This window comes from Rothia nasimurium, assembly GCF_928381705.1.
GTDB lineage: Bacteria > Actinomycetota > Actinomycetes > Actinomycetales > Micrococcaceae > Rothia > Rothia nasimurium_G.
In genome coordinates, this window is the sequence record NZ_CAKMSR010000015.1 from 19869 (window position 1) to 37939 (window position 18071).

At 60.4% G+C, this 18071-nt stretch carries 15 protein-coding genes; 6 read left to right on the forward strand and 9 right to left on the reverse strand.

The features are described from left to right. Positions 1-49: 49 nt before the first annotated feature. From L6762_RS11065 to L6762_RS11075, 3 genes are read left to right on the forward strand one after another with little or no spacing between them, the layout of a single operon-like run. Positions 50-2233 carry a S9 family peptidase gene (locus tag L6762_RS11065; protein WP_237187302.1) on the forward strand — a complete coding sequence of 728 codons (2184 nt, stop codon included), beginning with the start codon at positions 50-52 and terminating at the stop codon, positions 2231-2233. A gap of 8 nt (positions 2234-2241) precedes the next feature. Beyond that, positions 2242-3282 (forward strand): hypothetical protein, encoded by a 1041-nt coding sequence (locus L6762_RS11070; RefSeq protein ID WP_237187303.1) that lies wholly within the window; start codon positions 2242-2244, stop codon positions 3280-3282. A gap of 1 nt (position 3283) precedes the next feature. Continuing rightward, the gene (locus L6762_RS11075) at positions 3284-4180 is read left to right on the forward strand and encodes a hypothetical protein (RefSeq protein WP_237187309.1); all 897 of its coding nucleotides are present in this window, start codon (positions 3284-3286) and stop codon (positions 4178-4180) included. Positions 4181-4678: 498 nt separating this feature from the next. Here L6762_RS11075 and gatB read toward each other — a convergent pair whose 3' ends face one another. The 9 genes from gatB to L6762_RS11120 form a co-directional block, all read right to left on the reverse strand. Then, complete coding sequence (gatB, locus tag L6762_RS11080) at positions 4679-6184, reverse strand: Asp-tRNA(Asn)/Glu-tRNA(Gln) amidotransferase subunit GatB (protein WP_237187310.1); 1506 nt, start codon at positions 6182-6184, stop codon at positions 4679-4681. After that, positions 6185-7774: an Asp-tRNA(Asn)/Glu-tRNA(Gln) amidotransferase subunit GatA gene (gene gatA, locus L6762_RS11085; protein WP_237187312.1), complete on the reverse strand. Its 1590-nt coding sequence runs from the start codon at positions 7772-7774 to the stop codon at positions 6185-6187. It abuts the gene before it with no gap. A 9-nt stretch (positions 7775-7783) separates the two neighbouring features. Beyond that, entirely contained in the window at positions 7784-8080 is a 297-nt protein-coding gene (gatC, locus tag L6762_RS11090; RefSeq protein ID WP_237187314.1) for an Asp-tRNA(Asn)/Glu-tRNA(Gln) amidotransferase subunit GatC, read from the reverse strand. A 158-nt stretch (positions 8081-8238) separates the two neighbouring features. Beyond that, positions 8239-8919 (reverse strand): transglycosylase family protein, encoded by a 681-nt coding sequence (locus L6762_RS11095; RefSeq protein ID WP_237187316.1) that lies wholly within the window; start codon positions 8917-8919, stop codon positions 8239-8241. Positions 8920-9447: 528 nt separating this feature from the next. After that, positions 9448-11604 (reverse strand): NAD-dependent DNA ligase LigA, encoded by a 2157-nt coding sequence (gene ligA, locus L6762_RS11100; protein WP_237187326.1) that lies wholly within the window; start codon positions 11602-11604, stop codon positions 9448-9450. A gap of 100 nt (positions 11605-11704) precedes the next feature. Next, positions 11705-12781 (reverse strand): PP2C family protein-serine/threonine phosphatase, encoded by a 1077-nt coding sequence (locus tag L6762_RS11105; RefSeq protein ID WP_336603596.1) that lies wholly within the window; start codon positions 12779-12781, stop codon positions 11705-11707. Then, the gene (locus L6762_RS11110; RefSeq protein ID WP_423817125.1) at positions 12778-13905 is read right to left on the reverse strand and encodes an adenylate/guanylate cyclase domain-containing protein; all 1128 of its coding nucleotides are present in this window, start codon (positions 13903-13905) and stop codon (positions 12778-12780) included. Before L6762_RS11110 ends, L6762_RS11105 begins: the two co-directional genes overlap by 4 nt. 221 nt (positions 13906-14126) lie before the next feature. Further along, complete coding sequence (locus L6762_RS11115) at positions 14127-14621, reverse strand: PH domain-containing protein (protein ID WP_237187330.1); 495 nt, start codon at positions 14619-14621, stop codon at positions 14127-14129. Positions 14622-14679: 58 nt separating this feature from the next. Then, a complete protein-coding gene (locus L6762_RS11120) occupies positions 14680-15528 on the reverse strand; it encodes a biotin--[acetyl-CoA-carboxylase] ligase (RefSeq protein WP_237187318.1) in 849 nt (282 codons plus the stop codon). A 116-nt stretch (positions 15529-15644) separates the two neighbouring features. Between L6762_RS11120 and L6762_RS11125 the strand changes: the two genes are divergently transcribed. The 3 genes from L6762_RS11125 to L6762_RS11135 all read left to right on the forward strand — a co-directional run bounded on the left by L6762_RS11125 (position 15645) and on the right by L6762_RS11135 (position 18050). Next, a complete protein-coding gene (locus tag L6762_RS11125) occupies positions 15645-15929 on the forward strand; it encodes a YciI family protein (protein ID WP_185173348.1) in 285 nt (94 codons plus the stop codon). 187 nt (positions 15930-16116) lie between these two features. Further along, positions 16117-17721, forward strand: a complete 1605-nt coding sequence (locus tag L6762_RS11130) for an acyl-CoA carboxylase subunit beta (RefSeq protein ID WP_237187319.1) — start codon at positions 16117-16119, stop codon at positions 17719-17721. A 14-nt stretch (positions 17722-17735) separates the two neighbouring features. Further along, positions 17736-18050: an acyl-CoA carboxylase subunit epsilon gene (locus L6762_RS11135; protein ID WP_237187320.1), complete on the forward strand. Its 315-nt coding sequence runs from the start codon at positions 17736-17738 to the stop codon at positions 18048-18050. The last annotated feature ends 21 nt before the right edge of the window (positions 18051-18071 follow it).

Sequence of the window (18071 nt, forward strand, 5' to 3'; positions counted from 1 at the left end):
TGTGAGCGTCATTTAGAATGGTGGGAAGCGAGTTTTTACGAAAGGGCTGATGATGTCTCTGACTCCTCCTCTTGCCAAGCGTGTACCCGTTGAGCGCACCCATCACGGTGATACTTTTGTTGATCACTATGAGTGGTTGCGCGATAAGGAAAGCGCCGAGGTTCTAGAGCATCTACGCGCTGAGAACGCCTTTACCGAGGCGGTCACAGAAGACCAGCAGCCCCTGCGGGACGCTATTTTTGAAGAGATTAAGGGGCGCACCCAGCTCACCGATATGTCGGTGCCCTCGCGCCGCGGGGCCTGGTGGTACTTTAACCGCACGGTTGCCGGTGAACAGTACCCGGTCATGTGCCGCGTCCCCGCCCTTACAGAGGGCAGCGTTGAAGAGCGCTACCAGCCGCCGGTCGTCCGCCCCGGTGAGCCGCTTGACGGCGAGCAGGTCGTGCTGGACTGCAACGAGTTTGCCCGCGACATGGCCTTTTTCTCCCTGGGTTCCTTCCAGGTCACCCGCGACGGCTCCCTGCTGACCTTCGGTGTTGATGACTCGGGCGATGAGCGCTACACCCAGTACTTCAAGAACCTCGACACCGGCGAGATTCTGGAGGAAAAGATTGAGGACGTCTTCGCTGGCGCCTTCTTTGCCTCCGGCGCTAAGCACCTGATCTACTCGGTAGCTGACGAGTCCTGGCGCCCCTATGAGGTGCGCGCCCACGCTATCGGCACCAATGCCTCTGAAGATTTTGCCCTCTACCGCGAAGACGATAACGGCCTCTGGTTGGGTGCTGGTATGTCGTCCTCTCGTACCCACGTGGTCATTACCTCATCCAACTCTGAGTACTCAGAGACCCGCATTATCAACATTCATGAGCTTGGTCAGCTAGAACCCACCCTCATTATGAAGCGGGACGCCGGTATCGAATACTCCACCGATATCATCGACGTGGAAGGCACCGGCTATCTGGTCATCGGCCATAACTATGAGGCTCCCAACGGTGAAATCGTGCTGGCCCCCCTGCGGGAAGAATATGTACCCTTTGCCGACTTCAAGGCCAGCTGGATTCCCCTGGTGCCCCACCGCGAGGACGTCCGCCTAGAGGGTTTCAAGTTCTCCCGCAACCATCTGGTGCTCATGGCCCGCGAGAACACCACCGTCAAGGTATTCGTGGCCCCGCGTACCGCTCTCGCTGAGCAGGTAGCTTCTGCCCACCCCCAGGGTATTGACCTCTACGAGCCCGGCGGCTTCACCGAAGAGCTCTACACGTCAGCCTTCTCCGGTGTGAACATCATGTCCCCGGTTATCCGCCTAAACTACACCTCCTACCTCACCCCCAGCAGCGTCTACGACTACTTCCCCGATACCGACGACCTCGTGCTACGCCGCCGCACCCCCGTCATCGGCTACGAGCCCGAGAACTACACCGCCTACCGCATGTGGGCACCGGCAGCGGACGGAGCCATGATTCCGCTCTCCGTCATGCACCGCGCCGACCTCGATAAGTCGCGGGAAAACCCCCTGATTCAGTACGGCTACGGGTCCTATGAGTCCTCCATGGACCCCTATTTCTCCACCGCCCGCCTCAGCGTGCTGGACCGCGGCGTTATCTTCGTCGTTGCCCACATCCGCGGTGGCGGCGAAATGGGCCGCGCCTGGTACACCGAGGGCAAGAAGCTAGCCAAGAAAAACACCTTCACCGACTTCATCGACGCCACCGACTTCCTAGCCTCCCAGGCATGGGTGGACGCTGCCCGTATCGGTATCATGGGTGGATCAGCCGGCGGCCTGCTCATGGGCGCCGTCGTCAACATGGCCCCCGAAAAATACGCGGCCTGCCTGGCCCAGGTCCCCTTCGTGGACGCCCTCACCACCATTCTCGACCCCAACCTGCCCCTCTCAGCCCTGGAATGGGAAGAATGGGGCAACCCCATCACCGACAAGGAGGTCTACGACTACATGAAGTCCTACACCCCCTACGAAAACATCCGCCCCGTCAAGTACCCGGCCATCGCAGCTGTTACCTCCCTCAACGACACCCGCGTCTTCTACGTCGAGCCCGCCAAGTGGGTAGCAGCCCTGCGCGAAACCATCGACCCGGCCTCCCCCACTCCCCTGCTCAAAATTGAGATGGACGGCGGCCACGGCGGCGGATCAGGCCGTTACACCGCCTGGCGTGAAATTGCCTGGGACTACTCCTTCCTGCTCACCCACCTGGGTGCCACTAGCGTCACGGAGTAAACCCGCTCATGCCCCCGTCCGCTGATCTAGTAGATCTCACCCCGCGCGTCCCCCACGAAATCTTGCTCTCCCTGCTGAATAAGCCGCCCTACCGGGAAAAGTGGATGCGGCACGTGCAACGACGCCGGGGTAACTCCATCAACCAACGAGCCGTAGCCACCTTCATCGCCTACGAGCTTTCTGACTACCTGGACCAGGACATCGACCCGGCCACCATCAAAGACCGGGTCTCGCGCGCCCTGAACGGTGAAGCGATTTCGGACGCCACCGCCCACATGTTCATCACGGCCTTCGAGTTCACCTCAGCCGAAGCCAGAGAACTGCAGCGGGCCCTCTCAGCCCACAGCCTCAGCCGCAAGCTCGCCCAGCGGGCAGAGACCCTCACCAGCGCCGAACGCACCATCGACACCCGCAACTACACCTCCCTCTCCACCCTGATGGACGGCCACGTCGACCGTTTCGGGTTCATGCGCCACTTCGTCGTCACCGAGATTATCCGCTCTGAGGTTGATGAGCTCACCCTCATCTCTCCGCGCTTCGAGTCCACGGATTCTACCGCCACCCTTGTTGAAGGTGGCGAACTCATCTCTATGAACGAGCATGAACGCGCCCATATCCATCACGAGGAAAACACCATGTGGCAGCTAGCCATCAAACCGCCTGTTCCAATCCGTTACGGCCAGGTTCACCAGATTCGCTACCGCATCGACCTCAACATCGACCGCATGCTGCTAGAACCAGAAGACCGCAACTACGCTTCCTTGGGGCCCTTCACCCCGGCACGGTTCAACGTCTCCCTAGCGCTCACTTTCGATGCGGAGCCCTCGAATATGGTTCAAAAAATTTGGTCCCACACCATGAAGGACGAAAGCCTGCTAGAAGTCGTTGAGCTCCCCTCCCAGCAGCGCTACTCCATGAGCTTCCCCATCGCCGAGGATACCGTTTTCGCCTACTTCTGGGACGCCGACTACGAGGGCGCCATCCGCCACTACCACGGGGATGACCCCGCCTGGCTCTCCCGCCTCACCCCCGCCGACCCCACCTCATAGCATGTCTACTACACCCCACTCAGACTCAACCACCCAGCTAGTCAGCGCCCTACTCCGCTCAGAGCTCTTGGAACCCTATGTGCGCGACACCTGGGAACGCTACATCCACCACGAAAAACTGGGCGAAGCCAACCCCTTCTCTATCAGGGCTATCGCCCGCACCATCAGCGCCCACCAGCACACCGTCTACGGCCTAGAAATCCCGCCCCACAAGTACAAAGACCGGGTACGCCGCGCTATTACCGGTGAACACATCAGCAGCGAAACCATCGACCTATTCAGCGAAACCTTCGGCTTCGACGAACGCACCCAAAAAGCCCTCCACAAGGCAGCCACTCAAGGTTTCGACGACTCAGAAACCGTCCAGTTCCTCCGCACCAACCCCCAGGTGCTCACCTCAAGCTGCTACCTCGACATTCAGCTTGACCCGACTAATCCCGGTGCTTTTACCCTCAACGCCACCTACACCCTGCTCAGCCTCGAATCAGGCTGCTCCGCCTTCGTCTTTGCCCTGCCCCAGGGGCAAGAGCTCATCTGCACCAACCGCCATTTTTCGGTATCACGCGTGAGTGAAGACCAGGACTGGGTCTTCACCCCCACCAGCTTCATCCCGCCCCTACAAACCTTCATGCTGCGTTTCAGCGTCCGCGGCACCGTCCACCCCCAGGCGGACGGCAGCTACCAGCTCCTTTTACCCTTCACCCACCGCAGCTACTCCGCAGCCATCAAACTCACCACAGCAGGCAGCCCCCTAGCTGTGAGCTTCACCGAGCAGGCCTCTGCCGGGAACTCCCCTATCACCACCAGCTGTGCTGAAACCGTCACCGACTACCTCTCCCACTTCTACCCCAGCCTCAAAGACACCACTCTTGCCCTCAACTGGGCCCCCGCTACCTAAGGCCCTTTGTTTTCACCCAAAAATTTTTGCCGCACAATAAAACTGCGATATAAGCGAGACGTGGGAGAACATAACCTAAAGGTGTAAGGTTTGGTGGATGTGGTAACCATCTTTCCTTACACTCGATGATCTAACCGGTGTTCGAGACTCAGAGCTTCTGAAAAGAACATCCCGCCCCTGGTGCATGTTTTTCGCTCCTAGTTTCCCCCCTCTGTACTAGTGTGAGGGTCTCTCACCGTGATAAATCGAGACCCTAGGTAGCTTCAGTGCGATTTTTGCTACCTAACCTAGCGGTCGGTTAGTTTTCCCTAGTGCGCCGACCGTTCACCGGGTAGAGCTCTTTACCCCAGAGCCCTACCCGCGGTGCAAAGTAATAAGGCGCCCCTCTTTCCCAGAGCGGGCGCCTTCTTTGTACCCTTTCCCCTCCAGGGCAAGAAAAACCGGGCGCCCTCCCACAGGGGAGAACGCCCGGCACATAGCTCAGTAGGTCAGGTAACCTTAGCCCTCAACACCCAGCTTTTCGAGAATCAGCTCGCGCACGCGTCCGGCATCTGCCTGACCGCGGGTAGCCTTCATAACCTGGCCGACGACGGCGCCAGCGGCCTGCACCTTACCGGCGCGAATCTTGTCGGCAACATCGGGCATAGCGGCCAGAGCCTCGTCGATAGCGGCAGTCAGAGCCGAATCGTCAGAAACAACGGCCAGGCCGCGCTTCTCAACGATTTCAGCCGGGGTACCCTCGCCCTCAATGACGAAGCCCAGTACCTGACGGGCAATCTTATCGTTGATCTTCTTACCCTCAATCAGCTGATTGAGCTCAACGATGGTAGCGGCGGTTGCACCGGTTTCGGTCAGCTCAACCTCGCGCTCCTTAGCGATACGGGCGATTTCGCCCATCCACCACTTACGAGCAACTGAGGCGGGAGCACCGGCGGCAACGGTCTCTTCGATAGCGTCCATAGCACCGGCATTGACCACGTCGCGGAACTCTTCGTCCGAGAAGCCCCAGTCGGCCTTCAGACGGCGGCGGCGCTCGGCGGGAGGCTCGGGCAGCTCGGCGCGCAGGCGCTCAATCCACTCTTCGTCGGTGACGACCGGAACCAGGTCGGGCTCGGGGAAGTAGCGGTAGTCGTCGGCGTCAGACTTGGGGCGGCCGCTGGTGGTCTCGCGGGTGTCTTCGTGCCAGTGGCGGGTTTCCTGAACAACCTTCTCGCCAGCTTCGAGGACGGCCGCGTGACGCTGAATCTCGTAGCGTACTGCACGCTCGACCGAACGCAGGGAGTTGACGTTCTTGGTTTCTGAGCGGGTACCGAACTCGGTGGAGCCCTTGGGCATGAGCGAGACGTTGGCGTCGCAGCGGACGTTACCGCGTTCCATGCGGGCGTCGGAGATACCCAGGTTCTTGACGATTTCGCGGATAGCGGCCACGTAGGCGCGGGCCAGCTCAGGGGCCTTATCGCCCGCACCCACGATGGGGCGGGTCACGATTTCAATCAGGGGAACACCGGCGCGGTTGTAGTCGACCAGAGAGAAGTCTGCACCCTGAATACGGCCAGCGGTGCCGCCCTTGTGGGTCAGCTTGCCAGCGTCTTCTTCCATGTGGGCACGCTCGATGTCGATGGTGAAGACGGTGCCGTCCTCCAGCTCAACGTCCAGGGACCCGTTGGCGGCGATGGGCTCGTCGTACTGGGAGGTCTGGAAGTTCTTGGGGGTATCGGGGTAGAAGTAGTTCTTGCGGGCAAAGTGGCTAACGGGCGCAATCTCGCAGCCCAGAGCCAGACCCAGCTTGATAGCTGATTCAACAGCCTTACCGTTGACCACCGGCAGCACACCGGGCAGGCCCAGCGAGACGGGGGTGACGTTGGTGTTCGGGGTATCGCCAAACTCGTTGGGAGCGGCGTCGAACATCTTGGTCTTGGTGTTGAGTTCTACGTGAACCTCGAAGCCGAGTACGGGGTCGTACTTCTCCATGGCTTCTTCAAACGACAGGATTTCGTCAGACATTTACTTAGCTCCCTCGAAGTCAAAGTCACGGATCAGGGCGGCGGTGTCGGGCAGCTGCTCGTGCAGGTAGCCACCCCACTTAGCGGTCAGCAGGGCTTCCAGGCCAGCACCGGCGCGGTAGAGGCGGGCATCCTCGTGCGCGGGTGCAGTGAACTGGATGCCGACGGGCAGGCCGTCCTCATCTGCCAGACCACCGGGCAGGGACAGGGAGGGTACACCGGCCAGGTTGGTGGGTACGGTGGCAATATCGCCCTTGTACATGGCCATAGGGTCGCCCTTGGTCTTCTCCCCCAGCTTGTAGGCGGTGGTGGGCGCGGTGGGGCTGATCAGCACGTCTGCGACCTCAAATGCCTTGGCGTAGTCGCGCTGAATCAGGGTGCGTACCTTCTGGGCTGAGCCGTAGTAGGCGTCGTAGTAGCCGGCGGACAGGGCGTAGGTACCCAGGATGATGCGGCGCTTGGCTTCTGAGCCGAAGCCTGCGGCGCGGGAGGCCGCCATGACACGCTCGATGGTGACGTGGCCTTCTTCGGGCAGCTTACGCAGACCGAAGCGGACGCCGTCGTACTTGGCCAGGTTGGATGAGACCTCGGAGGACATAATCAGGTAGTAAGCCCCGATTGCTTCCTTGACGGAGGGCAGAGAGACCTCAACGATTTCTGCGCCAGCTTCCTTGAGCAGCTCCAGGGACTCGTTGAAGCGGGCCATAACGCCGGGCTGGAAGCCCTCGCCGGTCAGCTCCTTGATGACGCCGACGCACAGGCCCTTGAGGCCACCTTCAGCGGCACCGGCGCGGGCGGCGTCCGCGTAGGCGGGCACGGGCTCGTTCAGGGAGGTGGAGTCCTTGGGGTCGTGACCGCCAATAACCTCGTGCAGCAGGGCGGTGTCGAGGACGGTGCGGGCACAGGGGCCGACCTGGTCGAGAGAGGAAGCCATGGCGATGACGCCGTAGCGGGAGACCGAGCCGTAGGTGGGCTTAACGCCAACGGAGCCAGTGACGGCTGCCGGCTGACGGATAGAGCCACCGGTATCGGTGCCCAGGGCCAAGGGGGCCTGGAAGGCAGCAACAGCTACAGCGGAGCCGCCGCCGGAGCCACCGGGAATGCGGTCCAGGGCCCAGGGGTTGCGAGTGACGCCGAACGCTGAGTGCTCGGTGGTGGAGCCCATGGCGAACTCGTCGAGGTTGGTCTTACCCAGAATGGGCATGCGGGCCTCGCGGATCTTCTGGGTGACGGTGCCGTCGTAGGGGCTCATCCAGCCCTCAAGCATACGGGAGGCGGCGGTGGTGGGCTGGCCCTTGGTGACAATGAGGTCTTTAACGGCGATGGGGACGCCTGCCAGGGCAGGGAGTTCCTTGCCGGCGGCGCGGTCTGCGTCTACAGCGGCAGCAACTTCCAGGGCCTCTTCAGCGTTGAGGTGCAGGAAGGCGTTGAGACCGCTCTTACCGGCTGCGCGGTTATCTGCGTCTAGGGGTTCGCCGTCGGTGGCGATGATATGGTCGATGTAGGCCTGGGTTGCCTCAACAGAGGTCAGTTCCCCTGCGGCCAGCTTGTCAGCAAGTTCTGCTGCGGAAAGTTTGATGATGTCGTTCATGCCCGCTCCTTAGTCTTCGTCCAGAATTGCCGGAACCTTGAACTTACCGTCTTCGGCGTCAGGAGCACCCGAGAGAGCTTCTTCAGCCGTCAGGGTTTCGCCCACCACGTCGTCACGGAAGACGTTCCTGAGCGGGATGGGGTGGCTGGTTGCCGGAATATCGTCTGAGACGGCGTCTGAGACTGACTTGACGGATTCTACGATGACGTCGAGCTCAGCGGCCATAGCGGCCAGCTCTTCATCAGTCATCTCGATATGAGCCAGCATGGCAAGGTGTGCCACCTGCTCACTCGTAATAGCAGACATAATCACTTCCACGAGTTAGACATAGGTTTTCAGTCTCTATCTTAGCCCGCCGACGGTCATAACACGATTTAAAAAAGAATCGCCCCCTAGCCTATGCAGGCTAGGGGGCGACAGTGTGAGATCAGAAATCCGCTCAAGGTCTAAGAACCCGGTGGCCCTTACTTAGCGGGGATGGTCAGAACCCAACCGATTTCGATGATGTCGGCGTCCTGGATCAGGTCAGCGTTAGCTGCCAGTACTTCGTCCCAGCCGTTGAAGCCGTGAGCGTAAGCAATTTCTGACAGAGTGTCGCCAGCCTTGACGGTGTAGGTGTTAGCTGCGGGTGCTGCTTCGGCAACTACCTCTGCTGCGGGTGCAGTTTCAGCGGCGGGAGCTTCAACAACGGCAGGAGTTTCAACAACTGCGGGAGCTGCAGCAACTTCGGTTACCTGGGTTGCCTGAGGAGCAACGGTGGTGGTTGCAGCGGGGGCCTCAGCGACGGTTGCTGCTGCACCTGAGGTGCCGTAAGCGTAGAGGTTCAGCTTGGCAGCGCATGAGGGCCAGGCGCCCCAGCCCTGCATCTGAAGGAGGTTTTCAGCAACGCGGATCTGCTCTGCCTTTGAGGCAGCTGCGGGGTTGCCGGTGCCGCCTGCTGCTGCCCAAGAGGACAGTGAGAACTGCAGGCCACCGTAGTAGCCGTTGCCGGTGTTGATGGCCCAGTTGCCACCTGACTCGCACTGTGCGAGGGCGTCCCAAGCTTCGAGGGGAGCGGCGTTGGCTGCGGGGGTAGCGGCCAGGCTTGCTGCTGCTGCGCCACCGATTGCAAGTACTGCTGCTGAACGACGAATGTTGGAAGTCATGAAATGCTCCGTAAGGCCACCTTATGCTCTTCCCATCCCTGGGCTTCATCGCATTGCCGTCTACCCGTAATCGTTGAGTGGATTGTTTGAGGCTTTACCCTGTAGACGGCATCAGGTGTGCGGTAGAGCCCAGCATGCGCCCACAGCTTCCACTGTGAGCTATAGACCGTCGCACCTTTGGTTTGGCGGTCGTTTTTGATTCGTTGATAACGATAACGTAACGATTTCGGCTTTGCCAACCCATTTTTGAGACAGAACACTCCCCACCCCACCCAGTGAGACCCCCGTCACCCTCCAGGGTGGCTGTCTTTAAAGACAGGCTTGTATCACCCTTAACGCCGGGGAAAAGGGCGGATTTCTGCGGGTTAAAAGGGGGACAAATTTTTAACCCGCCAGAGACTTGTCTGTTTTTAAGTCAGGTTGCTAGGCCCTTAAAAATTTCTTAAATTTTCTGCCACTCACCCCGTGGCGAACAGGGGTATAGGTCACATTTAGGTCACAGAAGCAAAAAATCCTGTGACCTAGCCGCTAGGTGAGGGCGTCCGGCCCCTGCGCCAAAAGCGCCTCAAAACCTTCTTCATCCAGCACCGTCACACCCAGCTGTTCAGCTTTATCGAGCTTAGAACCAGCAGATTCACCGGCAACCAGATAGCTGGTCTTCTTCGACACCGAACCCGAGGCCTTTCCACCGCGCACAATAATGGCTTCTTTCGCGCTATCGCGGGTAAAACGAGCCAGAGTTCCAGTCACCACGATGGTGAGGCCTTCAAGAGTGCGTTCGATTGAAGCATCCCGTTCGTCCTCCATCCGCACGCCGGCTGCTGCCCAGCGGTCTACGATTTCGCGGTGCCAGTCTTCAGCAAACCACTCCTTGAGGGAGCTAGCAATGATGGACCCCACGCCGTCAACGCCTGCTAAGCGTTCCTCGCTTGCTTCGCGAATTGCGTCCATCGACCCGAACTCGGTCGCCAGGGCCCGGGCCGCAGTGGGCCCCACGTGCCGAATAGAGAGGGCAACCAGCACCCGCCACAGGGGCTGGCTCTTTGCCTTCTCTAGCTGTTCAAAGAGTTTTTCGGTATTGCGGGTAGGAGCACTCGGCTTCTTTGCGGTACCCCGCGTATAGAAGTAGGGAACCAGCTCAGTTTTGCCGGTGGGCTCCCCCTTGACCTTTTTCTCGCGCTCAATGCGCACATCTGCCAGGTCCTCAGCGGTGAGGTCAAAGAGGAAGGCCTCAGAGATAAGCGGGGCCTGTTCAGGGGCAGCCGGGTTAGTCAGGGCCTTAGCGGCCTCATAGCCTAGAGCCTCGATATCGAAGGCACCGCGACCAGCCAGATGGTTGACGCGCTCGGTGAGCTGGGCGGGGCAGGAGCGGGCGTTGAGGCAGCGGATGTCTACGTCCCCATCCTTAGCGGGCGCCAGGGACTGGCCGCAGGAGGGGCAGTCGGTGGGCATTACGAATTCCCGTTCACTCCCATCGCGCAGGGCCACCACAGGCCCCACAATTTCAGGGATGACGTCCCCGGCCTTGCGCAACACCACGGTATCGCCGATGAGCACGCCCTTGGCCTTGACCACGTCCTGGTTGTGCAGGGTCGCCATCTCAACCGTTGAGCCAGCCACCTTGACCGGTTCCATCACACCAAAGGGGGTCACGCGGCCGGTACGGCCAACCCCCACCCGGATATCGAGCAGCTTGGTGTTGACCTCTTCGGGCGGATACTTGTAGGCCACGGCCCAGCGGGGCACGCGGGAGGTGTAGCCCAGGCGCTCCTGGGTGGAAAAATCGTTGACCTTAATGACGATGCCGTCGATTTCGTGCACCAGGGAGTGGCGTTTTTCGCCGTAGGTTGCAATGAATTCAAGAATCTCTGAGCGGCTAGTAAGCAGCTGGGAGTAGGGGCTGACGGGCAGACCCCACTCCTGAAGTTGAGTGTAGGTTTCGAACTGGGTGCTGATATCCAGGCCGGTGCGGGAGCCAATGCCGTGCACAAACATGCTCAGGGGGCGCTCGGCGGTCAGGGCGGCGTCCTTCTGCCGCAGGGAGCCTGCTGCCGCATTTCGCGGGTTGGCGAAGGGGGCCTTACCCTGTTCAACCATCTGCTCGTTGAGGGCCTTGAAGTCAGCCGATGAGATAAAAACTTCACCGCGAATTTCGATTTCTTCGGGGTGGTTGCTACCGGCGAGCTGGGTAGGGATTGAGGCGATAGTCAGGACGTTGTGGGTCACGTCTTCGCCGGTGGTTCCGTCACCGCGGGTGGCGGCGCGTACCAGCTTGCCTTTGCGGTAGAGCAGGTTGACCGCCAGGCCGTCAATCTTGAGTTCGGTGAGCCAGGCGGGGCGAGCGCCCGTCATCTCCTGGGCGTTGGTTTCGGCGCGGTCTAGCCAGGCGCCGAGCTCTTCGAGGGAGAAGACGTCTTCCAGCGAGTACATGCGGGCCAGGTGGGTAACGGGGGCAAAGGCCGCGGAGGCTTCGCCGCCGACTTCCTGGGTGGGTGAGTCGTTAGCGACCAGTTCGGGGTGCTGGGCTTCTAGCTTTTCGAGCTCACGGTAGAGGGTATCGTACTCGGCATCCGAGATGGTGGGGGCGTCCTTGACGTAGTAGTTCTGGCGGGCTGCTCGCACTCGGTCAACGAGCTGGGCGTAGCGCTCCTTGATATCAGCGGCTACGCCCTGGCCTTCGACCAGGTCGCGGTCAACGCCGTGGACGGTTTCTTCTTCTACACCGGGAAGGTCTTTGTTTTCACTCACCCTATCTATTCTGCCCTATAACCTCACTGGCTGAACTCTAGCCGTTGATACCCCGGTGCAGTTCTTTTTCAGAGTGGAACTGTTCTTCTTCGGTAGTGGCGGTATGGGGGTAGTCATAGCCGTCGATGTTGGCTACGATTTCGTGGGCGTCAGTCTCTGTGAGGGCCTTGAGCTCGGCTGCGCGGGCTTCGGCGTCCTCAAGGGTAATGGCATCAGCCACGATAACGGTGATGTTATCGCGCCCACCGGCTCGCAGGGCAGCCATCTGGAGCACGTCCGCCGCGTCCTGGGGGTGCTCGACGGTAGCAAGTACCCGGGCCATGTAGTTGTGGGAGAGTTCGCCAGAAAGGCCGTCGGAGCACATCATCAGGCGGTCACCCTCGCGGGCGGGGATAACCCAGAAGTCGGGTTCCCAGTAGTTACCGGTGCCCAGGGCTCGGGTAATGACGTTGCGGCGGGGGTGGGTCAGGGCCTCCATAGCGGTGATCTGACCGGTGTCGACCAGGTACTGAACCTCAGAGTGGTCTACGGTAATCTGTTCCAGCTCTAGCCCCTCAACCGGCCCGTTAGAGATAGAAAGGGCCTCTTCGGTCTGGGCTTCTTCGGCCCGGACCAGGCGGTAGGTGCGGGAGTCGCCCACGTTGAAGATAAACCACATCTGCTGTTCCCCGATGTGGGTGAGCCAGGCACCGGTAACGGTTGTTCCTGCTCGTAGGTCAAGGGCGTTTTTGATGGCCTCATCGGCTTCACCAATGATTTCCTTGATTTTATCGAGGGTTTTGAGAATCTGGCGGTTGAGGGCGGAGGTTTCTTTGCGACGCTTGCGCAGGCGGCGTCCGCCCGGTTCGTCACTGAGCGCTTCGCTAGCCACTTCCTGACGGAAAGCTGCCTCTTCTTCTTCGGTCATGCCACCGGGGCGGGTAAACATCTGGGCGTAGGCCAGGGTGCGGGTGCACAGGCGCGAGGCAACTTCACCCTTTTCGTGCCCACCCATGCCGTCGGCGACCACACAGAGGGTGCCGGCAACGACCATGGAGTCTTCGTTGTTATCGCGGTACTGGCCTACGTCGGTTGACTTGCCCGCGTAGATAGTGAGGTTGGGGGCGGTGGTCATTCGAAATCGATCTCCAGTTCATTACCGATGCCCGGGGTAATTGCCACGGGCCTAACGTTGCCAAAGCCACGCACGTTGCGCACGCCTTGGGGGATGAGCACAAAACGCTTGTCGTCTTCTAGGGCTTCAGCGGTCGAGGCGTCGGTGAGGACGACCCCGGGTTCGGTCAGCGCGACCAGGCGGGATGCCAGGTTGACGGTGGGGCCGTAGATGTCCCCCAGACGCGGTAGCACCCTGCCCCAGACGAAGGATACGCGGGCTTCGGGAAGCTGGGGGTCTTCGCTGATCAGTTTTGAGAGGGTCAGGGCAATACGGGCACCGTCTTCGGGGGATTCGACCAGGTACATGACCTCGTCCCCTACCGTTTTGATGATGCGCCCGCCACCTACCGCAATGACTTCCGCGCAGCGCTGCTCAAAGTTCTTGACCAGGCGGGCTAGGTTCCGCTCGTTCATTTCGCGTGAGAGCGAGGTGTAGGAGACCAGGTCAACAAAACCTACGCCGCGGGCTAGGGGCAGGTCGCTGTCAGCTAAGTCCTCACCTCCCTCTTCGTCGCGCAGGGCCAGGCGCAAGATAGCCGAGTTAAGCATGCGGCGGTAGCCGTAAACGGTGATGTCTTCTAGGTCTTCAATCAGACGCGGGAGGAGGCTCAGAAGCTCACCGCGGGCTTCGGTATCGGTCAGCCCACCGTTAATGACCATATCTTCTACCAGGGCTTCGACCTGCCAGACCACCATGCGGTCCATCATCTGCCCCACCGAGCGGGTGAGGGACAGGGCAGCTTCTTCGGTCAGTTTGCCCTCTTTAATAAGGGAGGTAACCGTAGCCAGAGCCTTGCTGTCTGCATGGGTAAAGTAGGCGTCGTCGTCGGTGAGGTTGGGCAGCCCCAGGGAGCGCCAGATTTTACGGGCGGTGAGCAGAGGCACCCCGGCCTCATCTGCTACCTCGCCGCGTTTCATGCTGCGATTTTCCCCCAGAAGAGCGCGTTCGAGCTCCAGCACACCCTGTCGGGCTTCGTCGCTACGGTAGAGCTGGCTTTGCACGCGGTTATGGTGGTGCCTGCTCCGGTTGGGTGCGGTTCCAGCCTGTTCGGCGGGGTCGCTACCGGGTGCTGACTTCTCCACTGGAGTCTTCCTTCTCTTGGTTAGTGCTGCGTGGTTCTAGAGGTAGTAAGGTCTAGGGCTGGCACGGCGAGTAGTTACCTACTTCAAGAATACCCAGTTGCTGTGAGCCAGGCTACGAAATGTTCACCACCCGCTAAGCGCCATCGCCTATTCTATGCCCGCCGTCACCTTTTTTCGAACCCAAACAACCTGTTTAGGCTTATCAGACAGATATTATGAGTTTACACTCGGTAGCGGGAGGTAGACCCGCTCAGCAGAGCTCGCTGGGCCTCCTGAATCTCCCGACTAAAACGTTCAGGATCGGGCACAGCCCGTAGCACGTGCTGCACCCCGCGGGCATGCACAGTCAGGGCAGCAGCATTGGTTAGCCCCATCAGATGCCGATGCCCCACGCTCACCCCCTCGACTTCAGCGAGCGGAACACTGACGTCCTGACCGGGGCCCCAGCCCCGCCTAATCACCAGACGGCCATTAGTGAGCAGGTAGCTGGTATTCGCCCAGCGCACCACCCCTCGCACGCCCAACCAAACCAGCCACAGCGCAAGAGCCAGAGCCAGGTAGCGCCAGACAGGGGCACCAACCCCCAGAGCGGAGGCGAAGCTCCAGGCCGTCATAGCAAGAAAAAAGCAGGTCAGAGGGCGCACCAACAGCACCCCGTGGGCGCGCGTTGCGGCAAGGGTGTGTTCTGCGGGGTAGAGGTCGCCTCGTAGTTTCATCACTGGTGAGTCTATCGATGCTTCCTGAAGATTCCCCGATATTTTCCGGGTTAAGAGGCTAGCGCCCGTACCCCTGGGGGCGTACATGCACCACGTCCCCCACGGTGAAGCTTCGCTCCTCGCCGCTATCGGAGCGGACGACTAGCTCCCCTTCTGCGGTTAACTCGACCCCGGTGCCCCTGAAGGTCTCATCCCCGGGCAGGTGAATGGTAAGGGTAGCTCCCAGGGTGCTCATGCGCTCCCGCAGGCGGTCCAGGAGAGAGGCCCCGCCGGTAGCCGCACCCGCATCGAAGCCGGTGGCTGCAAATTCCCGGTAGTAGCGGGCGAAGCTGGTCGCTAAGGCCGTCAGCGCCCGGTTCAAGTCAACCGGCTGTCCAGATTCCAGCAGGGCACTGGTTGCGGTAGGGACGGGCAAATCCTCCTGCGCCAGGTTTAGGTTGAGCCCGATACCCACCACAACCGAAATCTGTCCCTCGGGTTCAATCACGAGCTGGGCCAAAATACCGCAGGCTTTACGGTTGCCCAGCAGTACGTCGTTAGGCCACTTAATAGAAGGGTGCAGCCCTGAGAGCTGCTCAAAAACATCACAGGCAGCCAAGGCGGCTAAAGAGGTAAACCAGTGGTACTGGTCAGGCGCAACCCTGTTGGCCGGGTTGACATGAGGACGAACGATAAAGCTGGTTGCCAAAGCGGCACCGGCCGGGGCCACCCAAACCCTATCCAGGCGTCCTTTTCCCGCATTCTGGTCGGCGGTCGAGACCAGCGAGAGCTCCCCATAGCTACGGCGCACCAGGGCATCACCCACCAGAATCTGCCGGGCATACTCGTTAGTTGACCCCACCGAGGGCAGAAGCTCCACCCGCTCAAACCCGCTCACATCAACCAGGTCAGCCTGAAGGTGCCCCATGCGCACTCCTTATCTCACATACTAAGTTTCGACCGCTATTCTACGGGGTCACGCCCAGCCTGAGCGGCCTAGCGGTGCAATACTGGAACTGTCTAACCCCTACGAAAGGTTCTACCATGACCGTCTACGCTGTGCAGTACTCCTACGGCCCCGCCGATCTGCAGGCTGAGCACCGCCCCGCCCACCGCGAATATCTGGCCCAGCTCCACGAAGAAGGTAAGCTGCATGCGGCCGGCGCCTTCCTCGACGGCGACCCCGCAGGCGCCCTGCTCATCTTCGTTGCCGAAGACCGCGACGACCTCGACCGCATTATCGCAGCCGACCCCATGAGCACCGGCGGCGTGCTCACCGGCTACACCGCACGCGAATGGAACGCTGTGATTGGCAAGGTCGGCAAGTAAGCAAGAAGCACTAGAGCTGAAGCAACTTCGCTGCGAGCCTGCCCCACCCGCCCTTATTTAGAAAAATCGCTCAAAAATCCCAAGAATAATTGGGTGGGGCGGGGTGGCAGGTCTATAGTTGAAAAGAATGGCCCTTATCCCAGGTCACCCCACACCGTTGACCCACAGTGCACGAGGCAGGCAGAGCATGAGCGAGAACCCCACCACCGATGCCCCCGATTTGACCACCACCGCCGGTAAGATCGCTGACTTCTACGCCCGCCGCGAGCAGACTCTTGCGCCCACTGGCCAGGGCCCGATCGACCGCCAGCACGAACGCGGCAAGCAGACTGCCCGCGAGCGCATTGAGATGCTGCTTGACGAGGGTTCTTTTGTGGAGTTTGATGCCCTGGCTAAGCACCGTACTACGGCTTTTGGTATGGAGAAGAAAAAGCCGCTGGGTGATGGCCTGGTTTCGGGGTACGGCACCATCGATGGACGTCTGGTAGCCGTATATTCGCAGGACTTTACGGTTTATGGTGGTTCGCTCTCGCAGGTTAACGGCGAGAAAATTGTGAAGGTGCAGAAGTTCGCGTTGAAGAACGGCTGCCCCATTATCGGCATTAATGACGGCGGTGGCGCCCGCATTCAGGAGGGCGTAGCTTCCCTGGCCATGTTCGCCGATATCTTCCGTATGAATGTACGTGCCTCGGGCGTGATTCCGCAGATTTCGGTCATTATGGGCCCCTGCGCCGGTGGTGCGGCCTATTCCCCCGCCCTGACTGATTACATCGTGATGGTCGATAAGACCAGCCACATGTTTATTACCGGCCCCGATGTCATTAAGACCGTGACCGGTGAAGAAGTCGATATGGAGACCCTGGGCGGTGCCCGCCAGCACAATGCGGTGACCGGTACGTCCACCTACCTGGCTGAGGACGAAGAGGACGCCTTTGATTTCGTCCGCGAGCTCGTTGAGTTCCTGCCCTCCAACAACCTCACCGAGACCTTCCCCCTGGATCATGATCAGGACCCCGAGGTCACCGTCGATGACCTCGATCTTGACCTACTGATTCCTGATTCAGCTAACCAGCCCTACGATATGCGGGCTGTGATTGAGTCGGTGGTTGATGATGGCCATTTCTTTGAGTTGCAGGCCCTCTACGCCCCCAACGTGATGATTGGTTATGCCCGGGTTGAGGGTAAGACCGTGGGTATTGTGGCCAACCAGCCCATGCAGTTCGCTGGCACCCTCGATATCAATGCTTCTGAGAAGGCTGCGCGTTTTGTGCGTAACTGCGATGCCTTCAACATTCCGATTCTAACTTTTGTGGACGTACCCGGCTTCCTGCCCGGCACCGACCAGGAGTTCAACGGCATTATCCGCCGCGGCGCTAAACTGCTCTATGCTTACGCTGAGGCTACCGTTCCGCTGGTTACCGTCATTACCCGCAAGGCCTACGGTGGGGCCTACATTGTGATGGGCTCTAAGAAGCTGGGCGCCGATATTAATCTGGCGTGGCCCACCGCCCAGATCGGTGTGATGGGGGCCCAGGGTGCGGTCAATATTCTCTACCGCCGCGATCTGGCCGCTGTGGCCGAAGAGGGCGGCGATGTTGAGGCTAAGCGCGCTGAGCTGATTGCCAAGTACGAAGAGGAGCTGCTCAACCCCTATCAGGCTGCTGAGCTGGGCTACATCGATGAGGTCATCGCCCCTTCCGAGACCCGCGTGCGCATCATTTCTTCCCTGCGGGCCCTGCGCGATAAGCGCGCAGCCTCCCCCGCTAAAAAGCACGGCAACATTCCGCTGTAAGGGGTCGATAGATTATGGCAACTCCCAATCCGCTGTCCCTGCTGGGCTTCGGCAAGAAGCCGGTGCCCGCGTCCGCCCCGGTAGAAGACCGGGGGCAGGACGCCGGTGAGCAGCAGGTGCCCGCCCCTGTGCTTTCGGTGGTGCGGGGCAACCCCACGGAAGAAGAGCTGGCTGCGCTGACCAGCGTCGTGGTGGCTCTGCAGGCCCAGGCCGATTCCCAGCAGGAGACCGCACTGGAAATGTGGCAGCGCCGCCTCAATCACACCCAGCGCCTGGGTATGCGACTGCGCCCTGGGCCCGGCTCCTGGAAGCGGGCCCGACCCCAGTAGTTCCCCCACCCAGCTCCCTGT

What these genes read in the sequence shown, in the direction of transcription:
- L6762_RS11065 (WP_237187302.1), top strand. Translation starts at nt 50, where the DNA reads ATGATGTCTCTGACTCCTCCTCTTGCCAAGCGTGTACCCGTTGAGCGC.
- L6762_RS11070 (WP_237187303.1), top strand. Translation starts at nt 2,242, where the DNA reads ATGCCCCCGTCCGCTGATCTAGTAGATCTCACCCCGCGCGTCCCCCAC.
- L6762_RS11075 (WP_237187309.1), top strand. Translation starts at nt 3,284, where the DNA reads ATGTCTACTACACCCCACTCAGACTCAACCACCCAGCTAGTCAGCGCC.
- gatB (WP_237187310.1), bottom strand. Translation starts at nt 6,184, where the DNA reads ATGTCTGACGAAATCCTGTCGTTTGAAGAAGCCATGGAGAAGTACGAC.
- gatA (WP_237187312.1), bottom strand. Translation starts at nt 7,774, where the DNA reads ATGAACGACATCATCAAACTTTCCGCAGCAGAACTTGCTGACAAGCTG.
- gatC (WP_237187314.1), bottom strand. Translation starts at nt 8,080, where the DNA reads ATGTCTGCTATTACGAGTGAGCAGGTGGCACACCTTGCCATGCTGGCT.
- L6762_RS11095 (WP_237187316.1), bottom strand. Translation starts at nt 8,919, where the DNA reads ATGACTTCCAACATTCGTCGTTCAGCAGCAGTACTTGCAATCGGTGGC.
- L6762_RS11105 (WP_336603596.1), bottom strand. Translation starts at nt 12,781, where the DNA reads ATGACCACCGCCCCCAACCTCACTATCTACGCGGGCAAGTCAACCGAC.
- L6762_RS11115 (WP_237187330.1), bottom strand. Translation starts at nt 14,621, where the DNA reads ATGAAACTACGAGGCGACCTCTACCCCGCAGAACACACCCTTGCCGCA.
- L6762_RS11120 (WP_237187318.1), bottom strand. Translation starts at nt 15,528, where the DNA reads ATGGGGCACCTTCAGGCTGACCTGGTTGATGTGAGCGGGTTTGAGCGG.
- L6762_RS11125 (WP_185173348.1), top strand. Translation starts at nt 15,645, where the DNA reads ATGACCGTCTACGCTGTGCAGTACTCCTACGGCCCCGCCGATCTGCAG.
- L6762_RS11130 (WP_237187319.1), top strand. Translation starts at nt 16,117, where the DNA reads ATGAGCGAGAACCCCACCACCGATGCCCCCGATTTGACCACCACCGCC.
- L6762_RS11135 (WP_237187320.1), top strand. Translation starts at nt 17,736, where the DNA reads ATGGCAACTCCCAATCCGCTGTCCCTGCTGGGCTTCGGCAAGAAGCCG.